This window comes from Saccharopolyspora sp. NPDC045839 (assembly GCF_056431645.1).
The window spans coordinates 233,695-249,133 of sequence record NZ_JBWKKH010000005.1; the positions used below are offsets into that span (position 1 = coordinate 233,695).

The 15,439-nt window shown below is 71.1% G+C and carries 15 protein-coding genes; 7 read left to right on the plus strand and 8 right to left on the minus strand.

Translation table 11 applies throughout. From position 1 onward, the window contains the following. Positions 1-59 precede the first annotated feature (59 nt). Entirely contained in the window at positions 60-818 is a 759-nt protein-coding gene (locus tag AC07EQ_RS09950; RefSeq protein ID WP_478387635.1) for an SDR family NAD(P)-dependent oxidoreductase, read from the plus strand. A 72-nt stretch (positions 819-890) separates the two neighbouring features. Here the strand turns inward: AC07EQ_RS09950 and AC07EQ_RS09955 are convergent, their stop codons facing one another. The 7 genes from AC07EQ_RS09955 to AC07EQ_RS09985 all read right to left on the minus strand — a co-directional run bounded on the left by AC07EQ_RS09955 (position 891) and on the right by AC07EQ_RS09985 (position 10,966). Continuing rightward, positions 891-2,192 carry a WXG100 family type VII secretion target gene (locus tag AC07EQ_RS09955; RefSeq protein ID WP_478387636.1) on the minus strand — a complete coding sequence of 434 codons (1,302 nt, stop codon included), beginning with the start codon at positions 2,190-2,192 and terminating at the stop codon, positions 891-893. A 30-nt stretch (positions 2,193-2,222) separates the two neighbouring features. Beyond that, positions 2,223-2,492, minus strand: a complete 270-nt coding sequence (locus AC07EQ_RS09960) for a hypothetical protein (protein WP_478387637.1) — start codon at positions 2,490-2,492, stop codon at positions 2,223-2,225. Continuing rightward, positions 2,492-2,845: an SAV_915 family protein gene (locus tag AC07EQ_RS09965; RefSeq protein WP_478387638.1), complete on the minus strand. Its 354-nt coding sequence runs from the start codon at positions 2,843-2,845 to the stop codon at positions 2,492-2,494. Before AC07EQ_RS09965 ends, AC07EQ_RS09960 begins: the two co-directional genes overlap by 1 nt. Before the next feature lie 169 nt (positions 2,846-3,014). After that, on the minus strand, positions 3,015-4,238 hold the full coding sequence (locus AC07EQ_RS09970) for a TIGR02679 family protein (protein ID WP_478387639.1): 1,224 nt from the start codon (positions 4,236-4,238) through the stop codon (positions 3,015-3,017). Next, the gene (locus AC07EQ_RS09975; RefSeq protein WP_478387640.1) at positions 4,231-8,253 is read right to left on the minus strand and encodes a TIGR02680 family protein; all 4,023 of its coding nucleotides are present in this window, start codon (positions 8,251-8,253) and stop codon (positions 4,231-4,233) included. Before AC07EQ_RS09975 ends, AC07EQ_RS09970 begins: the two co-directional genes overlap by 8 nt. Then, positions 8,250-9,461 (minus strand): TIGR02678 family protein, encoded by a 1,212-nt coding sequence (locus AC07EQ_RS09980; protein WP_478387641.1) that lies wholly within the window; start codon positions 9,459-9,461, stop codon positions 8,250-8,252. The genes AC07EQ_RS09975 and AC07EQ_RS09980 overlap by 4 nt, the downstream gene beginning before the upstream one ends. After that, positions 9,458-10,966, minus strand: coding sequence for a TIGR02677 family protein (locus AC07EQ_RS09985; RefSeq protein WP_478387642.1), 1,509 nt, complete (start codon positions 10,964-10,966; stop codon positions 9,458-9,460). Before AC07EQ_RS09985 ends, AC07EQ_RS09980 begins: the two co-directional genes overlap by 4 nt. Positions 10,967-11,215: 249 nt before the next feature. Between AC07EQ_RS09985 and AC07EQ_RS09990 the strand changes: the two genes are divergently transcribed. The 4 genes from AC07EQ_RS09990 to AC07EQ_RS10005 all read left to right on the plus strand — a co-directional run bounded on the left by AC07EQ_RS09990 (position 11,216) and on the right by AC07EQ_RS10005 (position 12,898). Next, positions 11,216-11,446: a hypothetical protein gene (locus tag AC07EQ_RS09990; RefSeq protein WP_132480882.1), complete on the plus strand. Its 231-nt coding sequence runs from the start codon at positions 11,216-11,218 to the stop codon at positions 11,444-11,446. Between the two features lie 69 nt (positions 11,447-11,515). Continuing rightward, positions 11,516-11,797 (plus strand): metal-sensitive transcriptional regulator, encoded by a 282-nt coding sequence (locus AC07EQ_RS09995; RefSeq protein WP_093259926.1) that lies wholly within the window; start codon positions 11,516-11,518, stop codon positions 11,795-11,797. Between the two features lie 26 nt (positions 11,798-11,823). Further along, on the plus strand, positions 11,824-12,183 hold the full coding sequence (locus AC07EQ_RS10000; RefSeq protein WP_478387643.1) for a DUF6153 family protein: 360 nt from the start codon (positions 11,824-11,826) through the stop codon (positions 12,181-12,183). 79 nt (positions 12,184-12,262) lie between these two features. Further along, a complete protein-coding gene (locus AC07EQ_RS10005; RefSeq protein ID WP_478387644.1) occupies positions 12,263-12,898 on the plus strand; it encodes a DUF305 domain-containing protein in 636 nt (211 codons plus the stop codon). 82 nt (positions 12,899-12,980) lie between these two features. On the opposite strand, the gene AC07EQ_RS10010 is transcribed toward AC07EQ_RS10005, so the two are convergent. After that, on the minus strand, positions 12,981-13,262 hold the full coding sequence (locus tag AC07EQ_RS10010) for a metal-sensitive transcriptional regulator (protein WP_093259932.1): 282 nt from the start codon (positions 13,260-13,262) through the stop codon (positions 12,981-12,983). A 223-nt stretch (positions 13,263-13,485) separates the two neighbouring features. Here AC07EQ_RS10010 and AC07EQ_RS10015 point away from each other — a divergent pair, with 223 nt between their 5' ends. Both AC07EQ_RS10015 and AC07EQ_RS10020 read left to right on the plus strand, forming a co-directional pair. After that, positions 13,486-13,770, plus strand: coding sequence for a WhiB family transcriptional regulator (locus AC07EQ_RS10015; RefSeq protein ID WP_478387645.1), 285 nt, complete (start codon positions 13,486-13,488; stop codon positions 13,768-13,770). A gap of 405 nt (positions 13,771-14,175) precedes the next feature. Continuing rightward, positions 14,176-15,387, plus strand: a complete 1,212-nt coding sequence (locus tag AC07EQ_RS10020; protein WP_478387646.1) for a multidrug effflux MFS transporter — start codon at positions 14,176-14,178, stop codon at positions 15,385-15,387. The last annotated feature ends 52 nt before the right edge of the window (positions 15,388-15,439 follow it).

The window sequence follows — 15,439 nt, forward strand, 5'->3', positions numbered from 1 at the left end:
TCGCGGAGCGGTTTCGCGCGCCCGGATTCAAGACCGATCGATCCGAAAAGAAGGACACCATGACATCCCGCTTCACCGGCAAGGTCGCCCTCGTCACCGGCGGCGGCTCCGGAATCGGCCGGGCCGCGGCCCTGGCCTTCGCGTGCGAAGGCGCCACCGTCGTCGTCGCCGGACGCACCCCGGAACCGCTGGCCCAGACGGTCGAACTCATCGAGGCGGCCGGCGGCCAGGGCAGCGCCGTCACCGCCGACGTGTCGAGCTCGGACGACGTCGCGCGCCTCGTCGCGACGGCGGTGGAACGCCACGGCGGCCTGCACGTGGCGTTCAACAACGCCGGCGTCGTGGCCACCGGAGCGGTCGCCGACTTCGACGAACGGGACTGGGACAGGCTGATGTCCATCAACCTCACCGGGGTCTGGCTGTCGATGAAGCACGAGATCGCCCACATGCGCGAGCACGGCGGCGGAGTCATCGTCAACGCCGCCTCCAACATCGGAGCGCATCGTCGGCAGCCTGAGCTCGGGGCGTATGCGGCGTCCAAGGCGGCGGTGAGCATGCTGACCCGCACCGCGGCGCTGGAGTACATCGGCGAGGGCATCCGGATCAACGCCATCAGCCCCGGGCCGATCGAAACCGCCATGTCGCTGCGCCCGGGCGAGACCGAGGCGGAACGCGCGGAACGCGCGAAGACGACGCAGCCCATCGGCCGGGTCGGCACGCTGGACGAAGCCGCTGCGGCGGTGCTCTGGCTCGCCTCCCCCGAATCCGGCTTCGCCGTCGGGCACGACCTGGTCCTCGACGGCGGCGCCAGCGCTTAGCCCGACAGGGGACCGTGCGTACTTTGTGCTGCCACAGCAACACAAAGTACGCACGGACTGTCCGCGGTCAGCTCACAGACCGAACACGCCTTTGGCCCCGTCCCAGGCGTCCTTGGCGCCATTCCAGGCGTCGCCTGCCTTGTCCTTGGCTCCCTCCCAGAGGTCGCCGGCGGCGTCCTTGGCGTGATCCGCGGCGTCGCCGACGTACGGGGCGGCCCACTTGATCCCGGCATCGACCACGAACGCCGTGACCCCGCCCAGCAGGATCGGCGTCACCACCCAGGTCGGCGGGAACGCCATCGCCACCGCCGTCGCGGCGAGCAGGCTGCCGCCGCCTGCCACCAAGCTGGTGGTCACGTGCCCCGGGTCCGTCGGATCCTGGGCGATGTCCAACCCGGTGAACACCGTGGTCACCGTCAGTCCCAGCAGGGGCACGGACTTGACGACCTTGGGCGCGAAGTTGAGCGCGCTCGTCGGGGTGGCGAGATCCCCGACGGTCATGGTCAGGAGGAACCGGGTTTCGCGCAGGGCCACCGCGAACCTGCCCTGGTCCTTGGCCAGGCCACCACCGAAGAGCTCGTGCAATCGCCGCTTTTCGAGCACATTCGCCAGCGCGGTGTCGAGCTTGGCCAGCAACGCCGAAGTCCGGGCCGCCTGCGCGGCCACCGGGTTCGCAGCGACCAGCGCAGCCCGCATCTCGGCCGAATCCGCCGCGGGGCCGAGGCGTTCCAGCGCCTCCTCGATCCGGAACCTGCGTCCGACGAGCCATGTCGCGTACGCGCCGGAGGCGAAGTCCGCCCAGGTCATCCAGCTCTGGGCCTTCTTCTTCAGCTCGTCGAGCAGCGTCGCCTGCGAGTCGTTCTCGGTCTTCCGCGCCTCGGCGGCGGTGTGCGCGCATTCCTCGTACGCCACGCACTTTCCCGCGAAATCGGCCAGCGCCTGGTTGCCCGCGTCGAACGCCTGCCGTTCCGCCGTGCTGGGGCATCGCCCCTTCGGCAGCGGTGCGGGCGCCGACGGCGGCGGGCCGGGCGGCTCGCAGATGGTGGTCTCGGTCACCGGCAGGCCCGCCGCCACCGCCACCCCGCGCGCCTGGCCCATCCGCGCCCGGACGGTGTCCAGGTCCGCCGCGTGCGCCTCCATCGCCTGCGCGGCGCCTTCGAAGTTCCCCGACAAGCCGTCCACCTGGGGACCGGCCTGCGCCATCAGGCCGCGGAACGCGTCGGCGGCCGGGCCCGTCCAGCCCGCCTCCGACTGCCCACCGGCCTTGCGGATGTCGGTGCCCGAGTTGTGCGCGGCCGCGGCCATCGCGCGGAGCCACTGCGCGCTCGCCCGGACGCTGCCGGGATCTCCCAGCACATGCGTGTCGATCGGCATCTTCGCCGACCTCCCTTCCGTTCCGGCCGGTCAGGGCCGCTCGTCGACGAACTGCCCCTGATCAATCCCCACGTACTCGACGCCGCTGTGCGCGACCTGCTCCCCCGCGGCGACGAGCCCGCGCACCGCCCCGAGGGCGGACTGGCACAGCAGCGCCATCGCCGCGCACACCGCTTCGCTGCAGTCCCCGGCCTGCGGGACCGGTGGCACCGCGCCTGCGGTGTCCAGGGCTTCGGCGCTGGTCCGCAGCACGTTCGCGACCTGGTCCAGCGTGCCCGGGTCGGCGGTGAATCCGCTCATCAGGCCGCCCCCCGTTCCCGGAGCTCGGTGGGTAGCGGCGCGTCCCAGATGACGAGGTCCGCGGCGCACCGGTGCCGGACCTCGTGCAGATCCCCGGTCCGGATGGCGATCCACGACTGGTGCTCGCCGCAGCATTCGGCGAGCAGGTCGGCCGAGGTGTAGACCAGCAGCGCGAGCCGGCCGTCGGGGAGTCGGCGCAGCGCCACTCCCGCCTCGGAGCGGTCGGCCGCGACCTGCTGCACCGGGACGTAGAGCCGCTCCGGCCCGTCCCCTGATTCCTGGCCGGTGTACTCCGGCCCGAGCACCGGCGGCGCGACCTGCGGCCGGTGGCTGTCCGTGCGACTGAACGACATGACGATCTCCTGTTCACGACATGCGAAATCACACCTGGAAAAGTGGAACCGGCCGAATTCCCCACGCATCTCGGCCGCAAGACAAGGACGGTTCCGGTTCCCCGGCGGTTCCCGCCCCGCGCGGAGACTTCGCAATCGCGACGGCCGCCCGCACTCGCAGCGGCGAACGTCAGCAGTGCGGGCCGCGGAACACGGCCAGATCGGTCAGGAGCTGTTCCGCGACATGTTCTTCCGACACCGTTGCGCGGTGCTCGCACATGGCTTCCGACAGCTCCGGATCCCAAGGGGCGTCGGTGATATCGCCGGGATCCGGGCGGCCAGGGCGGACTGCCGCGAGGTAGTCCGCCGCGGACATGGCCCACAGTTTCGCACCGGTGCGGGCGACGACGTGCGCGGCGATGCGCACTCCTTCGCCGTCGAAGTCGCCGTGATAGCGCACCTGCGCGCCTGATTCGGTAAGCCCTCGCAGCAAGTGGATGGCGGCGCTGTTCGGCCAGCCCGATGTCGTGACCAGCGGTGGGCACTGCGACCGGAAGCGGGCGGTTGCCATCGCGACTATCGCCGGGTTCTCCACCGCGTGCACCACTGTCGTGCCTCTCGGCGGGCCGAAGTCGCGGAGCTGGGCCAGCGTCACGACCGCTGCGTGCCCCGCGTCGGTCCACGTTCGCAGCGTGACCGAGAGCGGATCGGTCCCGCTGGGCCGGAAACCAGCGGTGAGCACCACGGTGGAAAGCGCGTCGCATTCCACTCCCGCGCGCTCCCAGCACGCTCGTCGCTCCTCGGCGTTTTGCGGCGGCGCCTCGTCGTGGATGGCCGCCAACGCCTTGAGGACCAATGCGGACACCCGGGTTCCGTCGTCGAGCGCGTGCGTGTCATCGCAGACATCACCGGCCAATGTGGACAGCGGTCGCCCGTCCGAGGGCAATGCCGCCAGCACGGACAAGGCTTGCGCGATCACCTTCCTGGTCCGGGCCGTCGACCCGTCGATCAGGCCACCGCGCCTGATCGACGCCGCCCACCCGGCCAGCGCGGGCTCGGCACGGACCACGGGGTGCTCATCGAGCCACGCCCAGAGCCCGGCCCGGGCGTTGGTCGCCGCGAGGCGCGTTTCCGCACGGTTCTCCAACCGGCCGACGATGAGTTCGGCGACCTCCCTGGCCGTCAGCCCGGTGGCCGGTCCGAGCGCCTCGTCCAACGCTCGCACCGACACCGACGCATCCACTCCCGGCAGCCGGTCCAGGCCGAGCAGGTCAGCGAGCGCCGCGCTCTGCTCCGGTTCCAGCCCGCGCAACCGGACGCTGCTGACCGCGCGTCCCGAGGAGAACCTCTCCCACAGCACACGCCACAGCGGCGCGAGTTCCGGGATGTCGTAGCGGGCCCGCGCATCAGGCATCGAGCGGCTCCTCGTCAGCACGCAACTCGCGGCCGTCCCAGGTGAATCGGACGGTCGTCACCGCATCGTCGTCGGTGCCGGAGACGAGCTGATGGATGGCGATGCCGGTCAGCTCCCGGTAGTCGCACCACTCGTGGTCGGAGGTCAGCACCAGGTCCAGGTCGAAGCCGACCAGCAATTCCAGGAGTTGTCCGCGGTTGGTGCTGTCAACCCCGACGAACACCTCGTCCAGCAGGATCAGCCGCGGCGCGAGCGGCGTGGACTGGTAGTGCGCGGCAGCCGCCGCGAACAGCGGGAGGTGCAACACGATCGCCTTCTCCCCGCCGGAGAGAGCGCCGTGCAGGCGCTTGGTGACCGGTTGCCAGCCCTCGCCCCGGCCACGGTCCACCTTCACCACGAATTGGTGCCACGCGGTGTAATCCAGCACCTGGTGCAGCTGCTGCTCCCAGCCGGTCGCCGTGTCGGTGGAACGGGCCTCGTCCACCCGCTCGCGGAAGAACCGGTGCAGCGCATCGCGTTCCGGCTCCGCCAGCGTCGCCGGGTTGCGCAGCAGCAGCTCGCGCGCCTCCCGGGTGCCGGCCGGCAACTGCGGGTCGACCTGCCAGACGAGGCGGACCCGAACGTTGGACGCGGTGCGAACGCGTTCCAGCCGGTGGTTCATCGTGTCGACGAGCTCGTTGGCGGCCCGGATGCGTTCGGCGATGTGCCGCCGGGTGTCCCCGGTCAACGTCTGGTCGAACAGCTTCCGCTCGTCGGCGGTGATCTGCTCAGCGGTGCGCTCCCGGTCGGCCCGCAGCAGCTTCAGCAGCGCCACCGCGCCGTGCCGCACGCCGTCCACCGTCGCGGTGAACAGGCTGATCTCCTCGCCTTGCTCCAGGTCCAGGTCGGCGCGGCCGGCCAACAGCGGCTGGGCATCGTGCACGGCCTGGGCAAGCCGTCCTTCGGCGTCGCGCACGTTCTTCGGCTCGTGGAGCACTCCGGAGAGCTGCTCGGCGAGTCTGCGCGCCGCATCCAGCGCGGATCGCTTGCCGTTGAGCGGCCCGGGATCGAGCTCGACGCGGGCGTCTTCCGGCAGGTTTCCCGCGACCTGTTCGCGGAACCGCTCCTCCGCGCCGTCCCGAGCCTCGGTCGCATCCGCCATTCTCGACTCGTCTTCGCGCTGCCGTTCGGCCAGCGTGCCGATCAGCCCGGTCAATCGCCGCTCGGCCTCGCGCAACCGCTGCTGCTCGTCGACGATTTCCTTGCTCTGCGCCCGAAGGGCGGCGAGGTCTTCGTCCAGCTTCCGGAACGCGGTCCCAACCGATTCCTCGACGGTGTGCAGCTTGATCGCGGCGTTCTGAGCTTCCTGGGCGCGCTCGTCGGCGGTTTCCTGCGCGGCCACGGTGTTGCCGGCGGACTCGTCGGCCCGATTCTTCGCATCCCGGGCCCGTTCGGTCGCGGTGCGGAATTCCGCGCGGATGTCCAGCCACTGGTCGGCGGCGTCACGCAGGTGGCGCACCGCGGCGTCGACGGCGTCGAGCTTGTCCTCACCGGCCGGCAGGCCATGCGTGGCGGCTTCGCTGGTCAGCTCGCGCCACGCCGCCGCGGCCTCGGCCTCCCTCGACCGCCGGTCCTGCTCGGCGGCCGCAACAGCATCGGCACGGGCCGCGCTGAGCAGTTCTGCCTTGCCGAGCTCGTCCTCGGCGGCATCGACTCCGTCGAAGCCGGGCCGCTGCGCGAGCTCCGCTGCGAGTGCTTCGCGTTGTTGCACGACGTTCCGCAGTCGCTCGTCGACGTCGCCGACGCTGCCCCGCAGGACCTCGATCAGCTCGTCCAGCTCGGCGATGCGCCGACGCCGGGCGCGTTCCCGCGCGGCAGCGCCGATGAACTCCGCCTCCGGCTTGTGCCACCGGCCGTGCGCGCTGGCCAGCCGCCAGGTGCCGTCGCCACCGACGGCCGCAGGATGGTTCGGTGCGGTGTCGCCGAAGGCGATCCCGGCCAGCAACCGCTGCACCCGATCCGCGCCCACCGGGGAGTTCTCATCCACGTCGAGCAGGTCGGCCAGGGACCGGCCGGGCGCGGGCACGGCGAACAGCGTCTCGGCGAAGGTGTCCCGGTCGGGGGCGCTGAGCGTGCCTTTGGGCAGCATCCACGCATCCAGCAGCCCGGCGGCCTCCAACCCGGCTTCCACGGCCGTGCGCACCTCGTCCGGCACGTCCGGCCGGAACTCCAGCAGCCGCCACAACGGGGCGCCGTCGGCGTTCGCCCGGTCCATGTCCCGGGTGTGCGGAGCCGCCGGTGGGCGATCAACGCTGCGCGCCAGCTCGCCGCGCTCGGCCTCATGCCCGGCGACCTCGGCCAGCAATCCGTCCCGGGTGGCATGCAATTCGGTCTCCGCGCTGGCAAAACGTTCGCGCACAACGGTTTCGGCGTCGCGGACGACACCGAGCACGGCGGCGCGATCGGTGACCAGTTCGGCGAGCCCTTCGGGGTCGCGCACCACCAGCTGCCGGCACCCCTGCGCCCATCGCACCAGCTCCGCCGCGAGTTCCCCGAGCCGCCGCTCCCGCGCCTCCAGCGCCGCGGCCGCGGCGCTCTCCGCCGCGGCGAGCCGCTCCCGGTTCGCCTCCACTCGCCGCTCCGCGTCGCTGCGCCGCTGCTCCGCTGCGCGGTGCGCACCCGCTGCGCGCCGCACCTGCGCCAGTTGCTCCGACTTGCTGTCCACGGCGGCTCGCAGCAGCCTTCGGCCGCTCGCGGTGTCCGCGCTTCGCGCGATCTCCTCGAACACCGCCTGCATGCCGGCTCGCTCCGCGGCTTGCCGGGCGTCGCCGGACCTCCGGCCCGTCTCGTGCTCCGCTTGCTCCGCAAGACGCGCGTGCTCCGCAGCGCGTCCGGCGTCCCGCTCGGCCTGTTCGCGCAGCTTCGCCGCGTGTCCGGCCGCCTCGGCGGCGCGGCGCTCCGCTGCGTCGACGGATTGCCGCAGTTGGGGCAGTCGGCTGCCCTCGCGGTAGGCGTGCGAGTCGACGATGCCTTCGATGCGAGCGTCCGTGCTGCCTTTCGCCGCTGCCAGGGCCTCGTCCCGCTCGGCCACCTCGGCGAGTTCGGCCTGCGCCGCGGCGTGTTCTTCGCGGCTTTCCCGGGCCGCGCGGGTGCCCTCGGTCATCTTCGATGTGGCGGCGATCAGTCCGGCCGCGGTGGACCGCAGGACGCGCTGGGCATAGGTCTTCTGCCGGGCGGCGAGCTTCTCGGCCTCGGCGACCTCGTCATCGAGGGCCTTGAGTTCTTCGCGCTGCCGATCGAGGCGTTCGAATCCTTCGGCGATTTCGGCGATGTCGGTGTGGTCCAACGGCGGCAGGGCCTTGGAGAGCAGCGTGGACAGCACACTGGGGTCCAGCCGCTCCGACAGCTTCGGCGTGCGCAACTGCAGCAGCGCGGTGATCAGCGCGTCGTAGCGCTGTTCGCTCACCCCTGGGAAGAGCGTCTGCCGGACCGCGCGCCGGTAGTCGGCCGACGAGCCGTACACCTCGCCGTCGTCGCCGATCTCGGTGACGAGATCGTTCTTGATCAGCGGCCTGCCGGCTTCGTTGACCAGTCGCACGCCGCCCGGCAAGCCGATGCGCCGCGTGGTGGTGAAGTACGTGGACGTCACGTTCTTGGTGTTGGCGGTGGCCTGCAGCCGGGCACCGCAGCCGAACCAGGCCGGTTCGCCGTCGATGACGCGACCGAACTCCAGCCACACGTAGCCGACCCTGGTGCTGCCGGTGTTGCCCTCCCCCATCAGGTTCCAGTGCATCGTCCGGTCGCCGCTGCCGAAGGTGGACAGCCGGTGCGGCCGCAGGCTGGCGTCGAAGAGGTACGGCAGCAGCAGTTCGAGCGCCTTGGACTTGCCGGTGCCGTTGGGGCCGCGCAGCAGCAGCCGCCCCTGGTGGAACTCGAACGTTTCCCCGTAGTAGCGCCAGATGTTGACGATCCCGGCGCGGGTCGGCCGCCAGCGCTGCGGGTGGTTTCGCTCGGCGTTGAGTTCGGTGACGGTCATCGGTGTCCTGCTTCGTCGGTCTGGATGCGCTCGACGGCGTAGCGGGCCGCTGCCGGGAGCGCGCGAATCGCGCCGTCGGCGCGCCGCTCGGCCAGGCCGAAGGCGCGGAGGATCGCCACCGCGTCGTGGGCGAGCCGCTGGGCTCCACCGTCGGAGCGGTATGCCTTGCCCCAGGAGCGGAAACGGTCGAGCAGTTCGGCGGCGGCGAGCTCCAGTTCGCCGGCCGGCAGCCAGTCCCCGGCCTCGTTGAGCTTGTCCAGCACCAGTAGCGCCGCGATCTTGGGGTGCGAACTGTCGTCCGGGAACTTCGTGTCGGTCGCGATCGCATCCGGGTCGATCACCAGGTAGCCGTCGGAGCGTTCCTCCAGCACGCAGCCCGCCTGGTGGACGCCGCGGGCGATGATCCGCCGGCCGGTCGGCGAGGCGAGGTAGCCGAGTTGTGCCGGGGTCAGGTCCGCGCGGTACACCACCGGGTCGTCGATCAGACGCCGCATGATCGAATGCCGCAGCCACAGGTTGCGCTGGTTCTCCGACACGGCCGCGTCCGGGTCCGCCGCGTCGCCGTAGCGACTTTCGGCCAGCAGCGCGGGGATCTCCGGTTCGTCCAATCTGGACGGTGGGATCGGCGCGGCCAGCAACCGCACCAGCAGCGTCGTGTCGACCTGGTACAGCACCTTGGCGTCGGCGTGGTCCAGGTAGCTCTCGGTGCTGCCGTCCACCGGGCGGATCGCGCCGCAGCGCTCCAGCCACTTCAACGAGTCCACGTACGCCGATCGTTCCTCGCGGCGGGTGGGGTCGAACGTCGGCAGCTCCGGCTCCGCGGCGGTGGCCTGCACCATCCGGTCCGCGAGCAGCCCGATCGTGGTCACCGGGGCGGCCAGCAGTTCCGCGGCGGCGACGCACAGCAGCGTGTAGCGGCGGCGGTCGAACGGCGCCCGCGAAGAGCGCACCCTGCGGGCCGGGCGGCTCGGGTCAGGCCGGTCGGTGACCTTGCCGAGCCGCGCGTAGCCGAGCCGGGGCTCGACGTGCGCCCGCCAGCCGCAGTAGTAGTCGAACCACTTCGCGATCGGGTCGCGCCGCCGCCGCACCAGGTCGAAGCCGTCCTCGTCGGCGGCCGCGGTGAGCAGCGGCTTGGCCAGCAGCAGGCGGATGCCTCGGGCGACCTCCTCGGTTTCCTGCTTGACGAGCTGGTTGTTGAGGTTGCTCACCGCGCCTCCTGGGCCCGCGGCCGCGAGCCGGTGGTGCGAATGTCGATGATGAAGTCCGGCCCGGTGAACACCCCGCACGGCGTGTGCACGGTGGCGGTGGCCGCGTCGTGCGGGGTGCGCAGCAGGATCTCCACCCGCCCGTCGGAGGTCATCGCCCGCCGCACGCCGGTGCCGTCCGCACGGGCGGCCAGGGCGCGGCCGATCAGCTCCAGCAGCCGGTGGAAGCCGTCGTGGTCCAGCTCACCGACCCCGGACAGCCGCATCGGGCCCGGGGTGGCCAGTTGCTCCCAGGCGGCCTCCAGTTCGGCGCGCTCCCGCCGGGCCTGTTCACGCCGGAGACGACGCACCTCTTCGACGTCGCGGACCTTGCCGGTGCGAGCGATCCGCTCGGTGCGGCCGCTGCTGCGCAGCAACGGTGAGACCGGCACCGGGGGCACCTGCGCCCAGCTTTCGCCGCTGGAGATCAGCTCGCCGTCGTCGTGCGCGAGATGTGCGTGCCGGGCCGGCCACATCCCGAACGCGGCGTTGAACAACCGGTGCGCTTCGTCTTCGCTGCCGCTGGCGGCGAACCACCTCGCCAGGGCGCGGAAGTCCGCCGCCGCGCTGGTGGACCGGCGGCGCACATCGCTCATCCGGTCCAGCGCGCGCAGCAGCTGGATGATCGCGCGCCGGGCGATGTCCTGCAGTTCGTCCACCCGTGGCGCGGCCTCATCCACGGGCCGGAACCAGGCGCGCAGCCCGGCCCACTTCGCGGCACGGTGCCGCAACCATTCCGCTTCGGGATCCGAGGCGCTCAGCTTCGGCAGCTCGGCGCCCACCACCGCGCGCCGGTGCAGCGCGTCGACGCCCAGCTCCTCGACCAGGCCGACCGCCTCCCGGATGGTGTGGCGCCGCTGATCCAGGTTCGTCACGAACTCCTGCAGATACCCGACGGTGGCCCGCTTGACCTCCTGGAAGGTCGCCAGATCCGGCTGGTCCGCGCGCAGCAGCCGCTGCAGTTCGCTGTTGAACTGCTTGGTGTTGGTGCGCAGCGCATCGAGATGGCCTTCGAGCTCCACCAGCGTGGTGTAGATCCGGCGGTTCGACGCGACTTCCGCGCTCATGAGGCTGTGCAACTCCCCGAGCCGCTCGGCGATCGCATCCAGCACGGCGGTCTGCAACGCCCCGCTCGAAGCCAGCACGGACAGCGCGTGCTGCACGCCTTCGAAAGCCGCCTCACCGCGCTTGGTAAGCAGGTACTGGAGGTTCTTGCGCTCGTAATCCTCGGCGGTGGTGTAGTGCGCGGCGTGGTTCTGCACCACGTCGACCAGACCCCACTGCCGCAGCCGGGACAGCGTCGCATCGAGTTCTTCGTCGGCAACCGGCTCGAACCAGCCGACCGACCGCAGCCTGGCGTGCACATCGTCGAAGGTCAGCGCGGTTTCCAACCGCTCGTTGGCTTCACCGAAGGCGTAAAGGGCGGCGGTGTGCAGGTCGGCGCGTTCGGTGGTGGCGAAGACGAACATCTCCCGCGGAATCCGCGGAAACGCAACCAATGCCCACCCCCGGCCTGACCGAATACCCCGACCACGGTAGCGGGAGACGCAACCGCCGGGCGAACCCCGCCGTCAAGATCTGACCGCGGCCCCAATGCCCCACTGTGAGATCGCCGCCTCCACCCAGCTCGGCCCCCTTCAGGGCCACGCGGGACACAGCCGGACATATCGGGCCGCCTACACTCGCGGTGGCGGATGTCTGCAGGAAGGTGCCCCGGAGTGATCAACAAGAGTCGGCTCAGCGTGCTGCTGGTGCGCACGGCGCTTTTCTTCGTCGCCGCCGTGGTGCTCGGCTTCATCTACGAGTGGCCTGCGTTCGCCGTCATCGCCGCCGTGATGACCGGCGCCGCCACGCTGGTGCAGCTCGGCGGGGTGCTGTGGCTGCGGCGCACCGAGCGCCGCGACCCGGAGTCCGCCAAGGAGCCGGTCCGGACGGACGGCTTCCTCTGAGGCCACCTTGCCGACACTACCCCCTGGGGGTATAACGGAGGTGTCGCCGAAGACCCCGAGGAGGTCGCGATGCACGGCTACACCCAGAACAAGGACGACTACGCCAAGCGACTGCGCCGCATCGAGGGCCAGGTGCGCGGCCTGGCCCGGATGATCGACAACGACGAGTACTGCATCGACGTGCTGACCCAGGTCTCGGCGACCACCAAGGCCCTGCAGGCGGTGGCCCTGGGACTGCTGGACGAACACCTCCAGCACTGCGTCGCCGAGGCGGTGGCCGACGGCGGCGGGCAGGCCGACGAGAAGATCCGCGAGGCCAGCGACGCGATCGCCCGGCTCGTCAGGTCCTGAAACCCAGCCCGGGTATGGTTAGTGTCGTGCAGGCGCGTTCGAGGCTGGTGCGGTGGGGACTCCTGGTGGTCCTCGCGCTCGGCGTGGTGCTGATGCACCACGTGCCCGCGCAGCACGACCAGCCACACCAGTCGGCCGCGGTAGCCATGCATTCCGCGATGGCCACCGAGCACGGCGAACCGCCCGCGGCGCCGGACCACGGCCTGCTGCACCTGTGCCTGGCGATCGCCGCCGGGTTCATCGCGCTCCTGCTCCCCCTCCTGCGCCGCATCGCGAGCGCCTCGGCGGAGAACCCGAAGCCCCTCGCGGTCACGGCGTTCACCCGCTTCCGGCCGCCCACCCCGGTGCCCCGGCGGTTAGCGGTGTTGTGCGTGCTTCGGCGCTGATCGGCAGCTGAACGGCCACGGATCCACGTGACCTGCTTCCGCATGCCCTTTTCAGCTCACGAAAGACGAGGACAACACCATGAAGCGCACGCGCGTGCTCACCGCTGCCATCGGCGCGGTCGCGGCGGCGGCCGTCCTGGCCGGTTGCGGCGGCGGTGACGACATGAGCAACATGCCCGGCCACGGGGCGCCGACCAGCGCCGGCCAGCCCGGGGCCGACCAGCAGGCGGCGAACAACGCGGCCGACGTCACGTTCGCGCAGGGCATGATCCCGCACCACGAGCAGGCGATCGAGATGTCCCGGTTGGTGCCGGAGCGGGCGCAGTCCGAGGAGGTCAGGAACCTCGCCCGGCAGATCGAGGCCGCGCAGGGCCCGGAGATCCAGACGCTCACCGGCTGGCTGCGCGACTGGGGCGCCCCGGCGTCCATGCCCGGCATGGACCACGGCGCCATGGGTCACGGCGACATGGGTCACGGCGACATGGGCGGCATGATGTCGGACACCGAGATGCAGCAGCTCGAACAGGCCCGCGGCGCGGAGTTCGACCGGCAGTTCCTGACGCTGATGATCAAGCACCACGAGGGCGCGGTCACCATGGCGCGGACCGAGCTCGACAGCGGCCGGTTCCCGGCCGCGAAGCAGATGGCGCAGCAGATCATCGACACCCAGCAAGCCGAGATCGACACCATGCGCGGCCTGCTCCCCCAGGGCTGACCACCCGCAGCGAGGGGCACCCGCGACCCGGTCCCGGGTGCCCCTCACCCACCACTCGACTTCGGCGCGGCGGTGGCTCGGGTCAGGACTTGACCAGCCGCGCGATCGCCTCGCTCGCCTCGCGCACCTTCTCGTCGGCGTTCTTCCCGCCCTCGGACAGCGCCTCGGCGACGCAGTGCTTGAGGTGCTCGTCCAGCAGCCGCAGCGACACCGCCTGCAGGCCCTTGGTGGCCGCGGAGATCTGCGTCAGGATGTCGATGCAGTACTTGTCCTCCTCGATCATCCGGGCCAAGCCGCGGACCTGCCCCTCGATGCGCGCCAAGCGCTTCAGGTAGTTGTCCTTGTCCCCGGTGTATCCGTGCATCTCCGCTCCCATCGCCGCCGGTCCGGACTAGAGAGTACCCCCGACCGGTAGCAGGGCGGACGGCTCGACGGGACCGTCCACTGTGCACACCCGATCCGTTGGCAGGGTACGCGAACGATCAAGTGAATCCGGCTCGATCTTCCCGGCGGCACGTGTGCCGGGGCGCCGACCCGGGTAGGGCGACTGAGTGCCGGCGAAAGCGAGATCACCGGAGGTGGTAGCAGTGGCCGCAACAGCTCGGTTGCCCAAACCGGTCAGCGAAGCCTGGCACTGGCAGCTCCAGGCCGCCTGCCGCGACGTCAAGGCCAGCAGGTTCTTCCACCCGGAGAACGAGCGCGGCAGCGCCCGCGAGAACCGCGAACGGCGGGCGAAGCGCATCTGCGAGGATTGCCCGGTCATGCGGCAATGCCGAGCCCATGCGCTGAAGACCCGCGAGCCCTACGGGGTCTGGGGCGGCTTGGGCGAACGCGAGCGGCGGGACCTCATCGCCAGCAGCCGAGCCGCCTAGTGCCCCATCGCGCAGCGAGGGCGATTTCGCGCGAAATCGACGGACCGCACGCGGGACGAACGTCGATTTCGCGCGAAATCGCCGCCGACGCGGCCCGGCGTTGCGGCACCGTTTCACCCCGGAAATTCATTTGACATTTTCCCGAACGGCATTTCGGTCCACAATGGATATTTAGCGACGTTAACATAAATCGGTCGAAATCCGGCGCTGCCAAAAGGTTCCGGACCAGAGGCGACCGATGTAGCCCTCATCACAGCGAATTCGACGCGGAGCCGGGAACAAAAAGATCGACCGGATCGCTGAAGCCCGAGTCAGATTCCCCAAATCCTTCCGCGGTGAATTCGAAAGGCAATGATGGACAACGTTGCGGTGCAGAGCCCACCGGAGGCACACCGTGCGCGCCCGGTGACCGAAGAGCCGACCGGATTCGAGCGATTCCGGGTGATCCTCGTGCTGGGGGCGCTCATCGCCCTCGGCCCCCTGACCATCGACATGTACCTGCCGGCGCTGCCGGCGATCGGCAACGACCTGCAGGCCTCCGCGTCCACCGTGCAGCTCACCCTCACCGGCACGCTGCTCGGGCTCGGCTTCGGCCAGCTGCTGATCGGGCCGTTCTCCGACATCGTCGGCCGGCGGATCCCGCTGATCGCGGGCACGGCCGTGCACATCGCGGCGTCGGTGTCCTGCCTCTTCGCGCCGAACGTGGCGGTCTTGGGCGTCCTGCGCGCGCTCCAGGGCGTCGGCGCGGCGGCCACGATGGTCGTCGCGCTGGCCGTGGTGCGCGACCTGTTCACCGGGCGCACGGCGGCCACCGCGATGTCCCGCCTGATGCTGGTGATGGGCGTGGCGCCGATCCTCGCGCCGACGCTGGGCGGCGCCATCCTGCTGACCGGGTCGTGGCGTGGCGTGTTCGGCGCGCTGGCGCTCATCGGCGCGGGCCTGCTGGTCGTCGCCATCTTCGCGCTGCAGGAGACGCTCCCGCCGGAGCGCCGCCAGGTCGCGGAGTTCCGGCCGGTGCTGCGCACCTACCGGACGCTGCTCACCGACCGCGACTTCGTGCTGCTGGCGATCGTGGCGGCGCTGGCGATGTCGGCGCTGTTCTCCTACATCTCCGGCTCGTCGTTCGTGCTGCAGGAGCAGTTCGGCCTCAACCAGCAGGCGTTCGGGCTGGTCTTCGGCGTCGGCGCGGTGGCGCTCATCGGGGCGTCCCAGTTCAACGTCGTGCTGCTGAACCGGTACACGCCGAAGCAGATCGTCACCGGCGCGCTGGTGGCCGCGACCGTCGCCGGCCTGGTGCTGACGGCGCTGACCACCACCGGGACCGGCGGGCTGTACGGGTTCATCGTGCCGCTGTGGCTGGTGCTGGGGGCGATGGGCTTCGTGCTGCCGAACGCCCCGGCGCTCGCGCTGTCGCGGCACGGCGAGGCCGCCGGGACCGCCGCCGCGCTGCTTGGCGCCGGGCAGTTCGGCCTCGGCGCGCTGATCGCGCCGCTGGTCGGCGTCCTCGGCAACGACGGCCCGGCGATGGCGATCACCATGACCGGTGGCGCGGCGGTCGCCCTGGTGGCCCTCGGCGTGGTGGTCAAGCTCGACCGGCGCGCGGGAGCCGCGGCGTGATCTCCGCGGTCGCCCTTGGAGACAGGACATAACGGGCGGGGTTAGCATCACG

What these genes read in the sequence shown, in the direction of transcription:
- AC07EQ_RS10010 (WP_093259932.1), bottom strand. Translation starts at nt 13,262, where the DNA reads ATGCACGGATACACCGGGGACAAGGACAACTACCTGAAGCGCTTGGCG.
- AC07EQ_RS09950 (WP_478387635.1), top strand. Translation starts at nt 60, where the DNA reads ATGACATCCCGCTTCACCGGCAAGGTCGCCCTCGTCACCGGCGGCGGC.
- AC07EQ_RS09965 (WP_478387638.1), bottom strand. Translation starts at nt 2,845, where the DNA reads ATGTCGTTCAGTCGCACGGACAGCCACCGGCCGCAGGTCGCGCCGCCG.
- AC07EQ_RS09955 (WP_478387636.1), bottom strand. Translation starts at nt 2,192, where the DNA reads ATGCCGATCGACACGCATGTGCTGGGAGATCCCGGCAGCGTCCGGGCG.
- AC07EQ_RS09985 (WP_478387642.1), bottom strand. Translation starts at nt 10,966, where the DNA reads ATGTTCGTCTTCGCCACCACCGAACGCGCCGACCTGCACACCGCCGCC.
- AC07EQ_RS10005 (WP_478387644.1), top strand. Translation starts at nt 12,263, where the DNA reads ATGAAGCGCACGCGCGTGCTCACCGCTGCCATCGGCGCGGTCGCGGCG.
- AC07EQ_RS09970 (WP_478387639.1), bottom strand. Translation starts at nt 4,238, where the DNA reads ATGCCTGATGCGCGGGCCCGCTACGACATCCCGGAACTCGCGCCGCTG.
- AC07EQ_RS09960 (WP_478387637.1), bottom strand. Translation starts at nt 2,492, where the DNA reads ATGAGCGGATTCACCGCCGACCCGGGCACGCTGGACCAGGTCGCGAAC.
- AC07EQ_RS09995 (WP_093259926.1), top strand. Translation starts at nt 11,516, where the DNA reads ATGCACGGCTACACCCAGAACAAGGACGACTACGCCAAGCGACTGCGC.
- AC07EQ_RS09975 (WP_478387640.1), bottom strand. Translation starts at nt 8,253, where the DNA reads ATGACCGTCACCGAACTCAACGCCGAGCGAAACCACCCGCAGCGCTGG.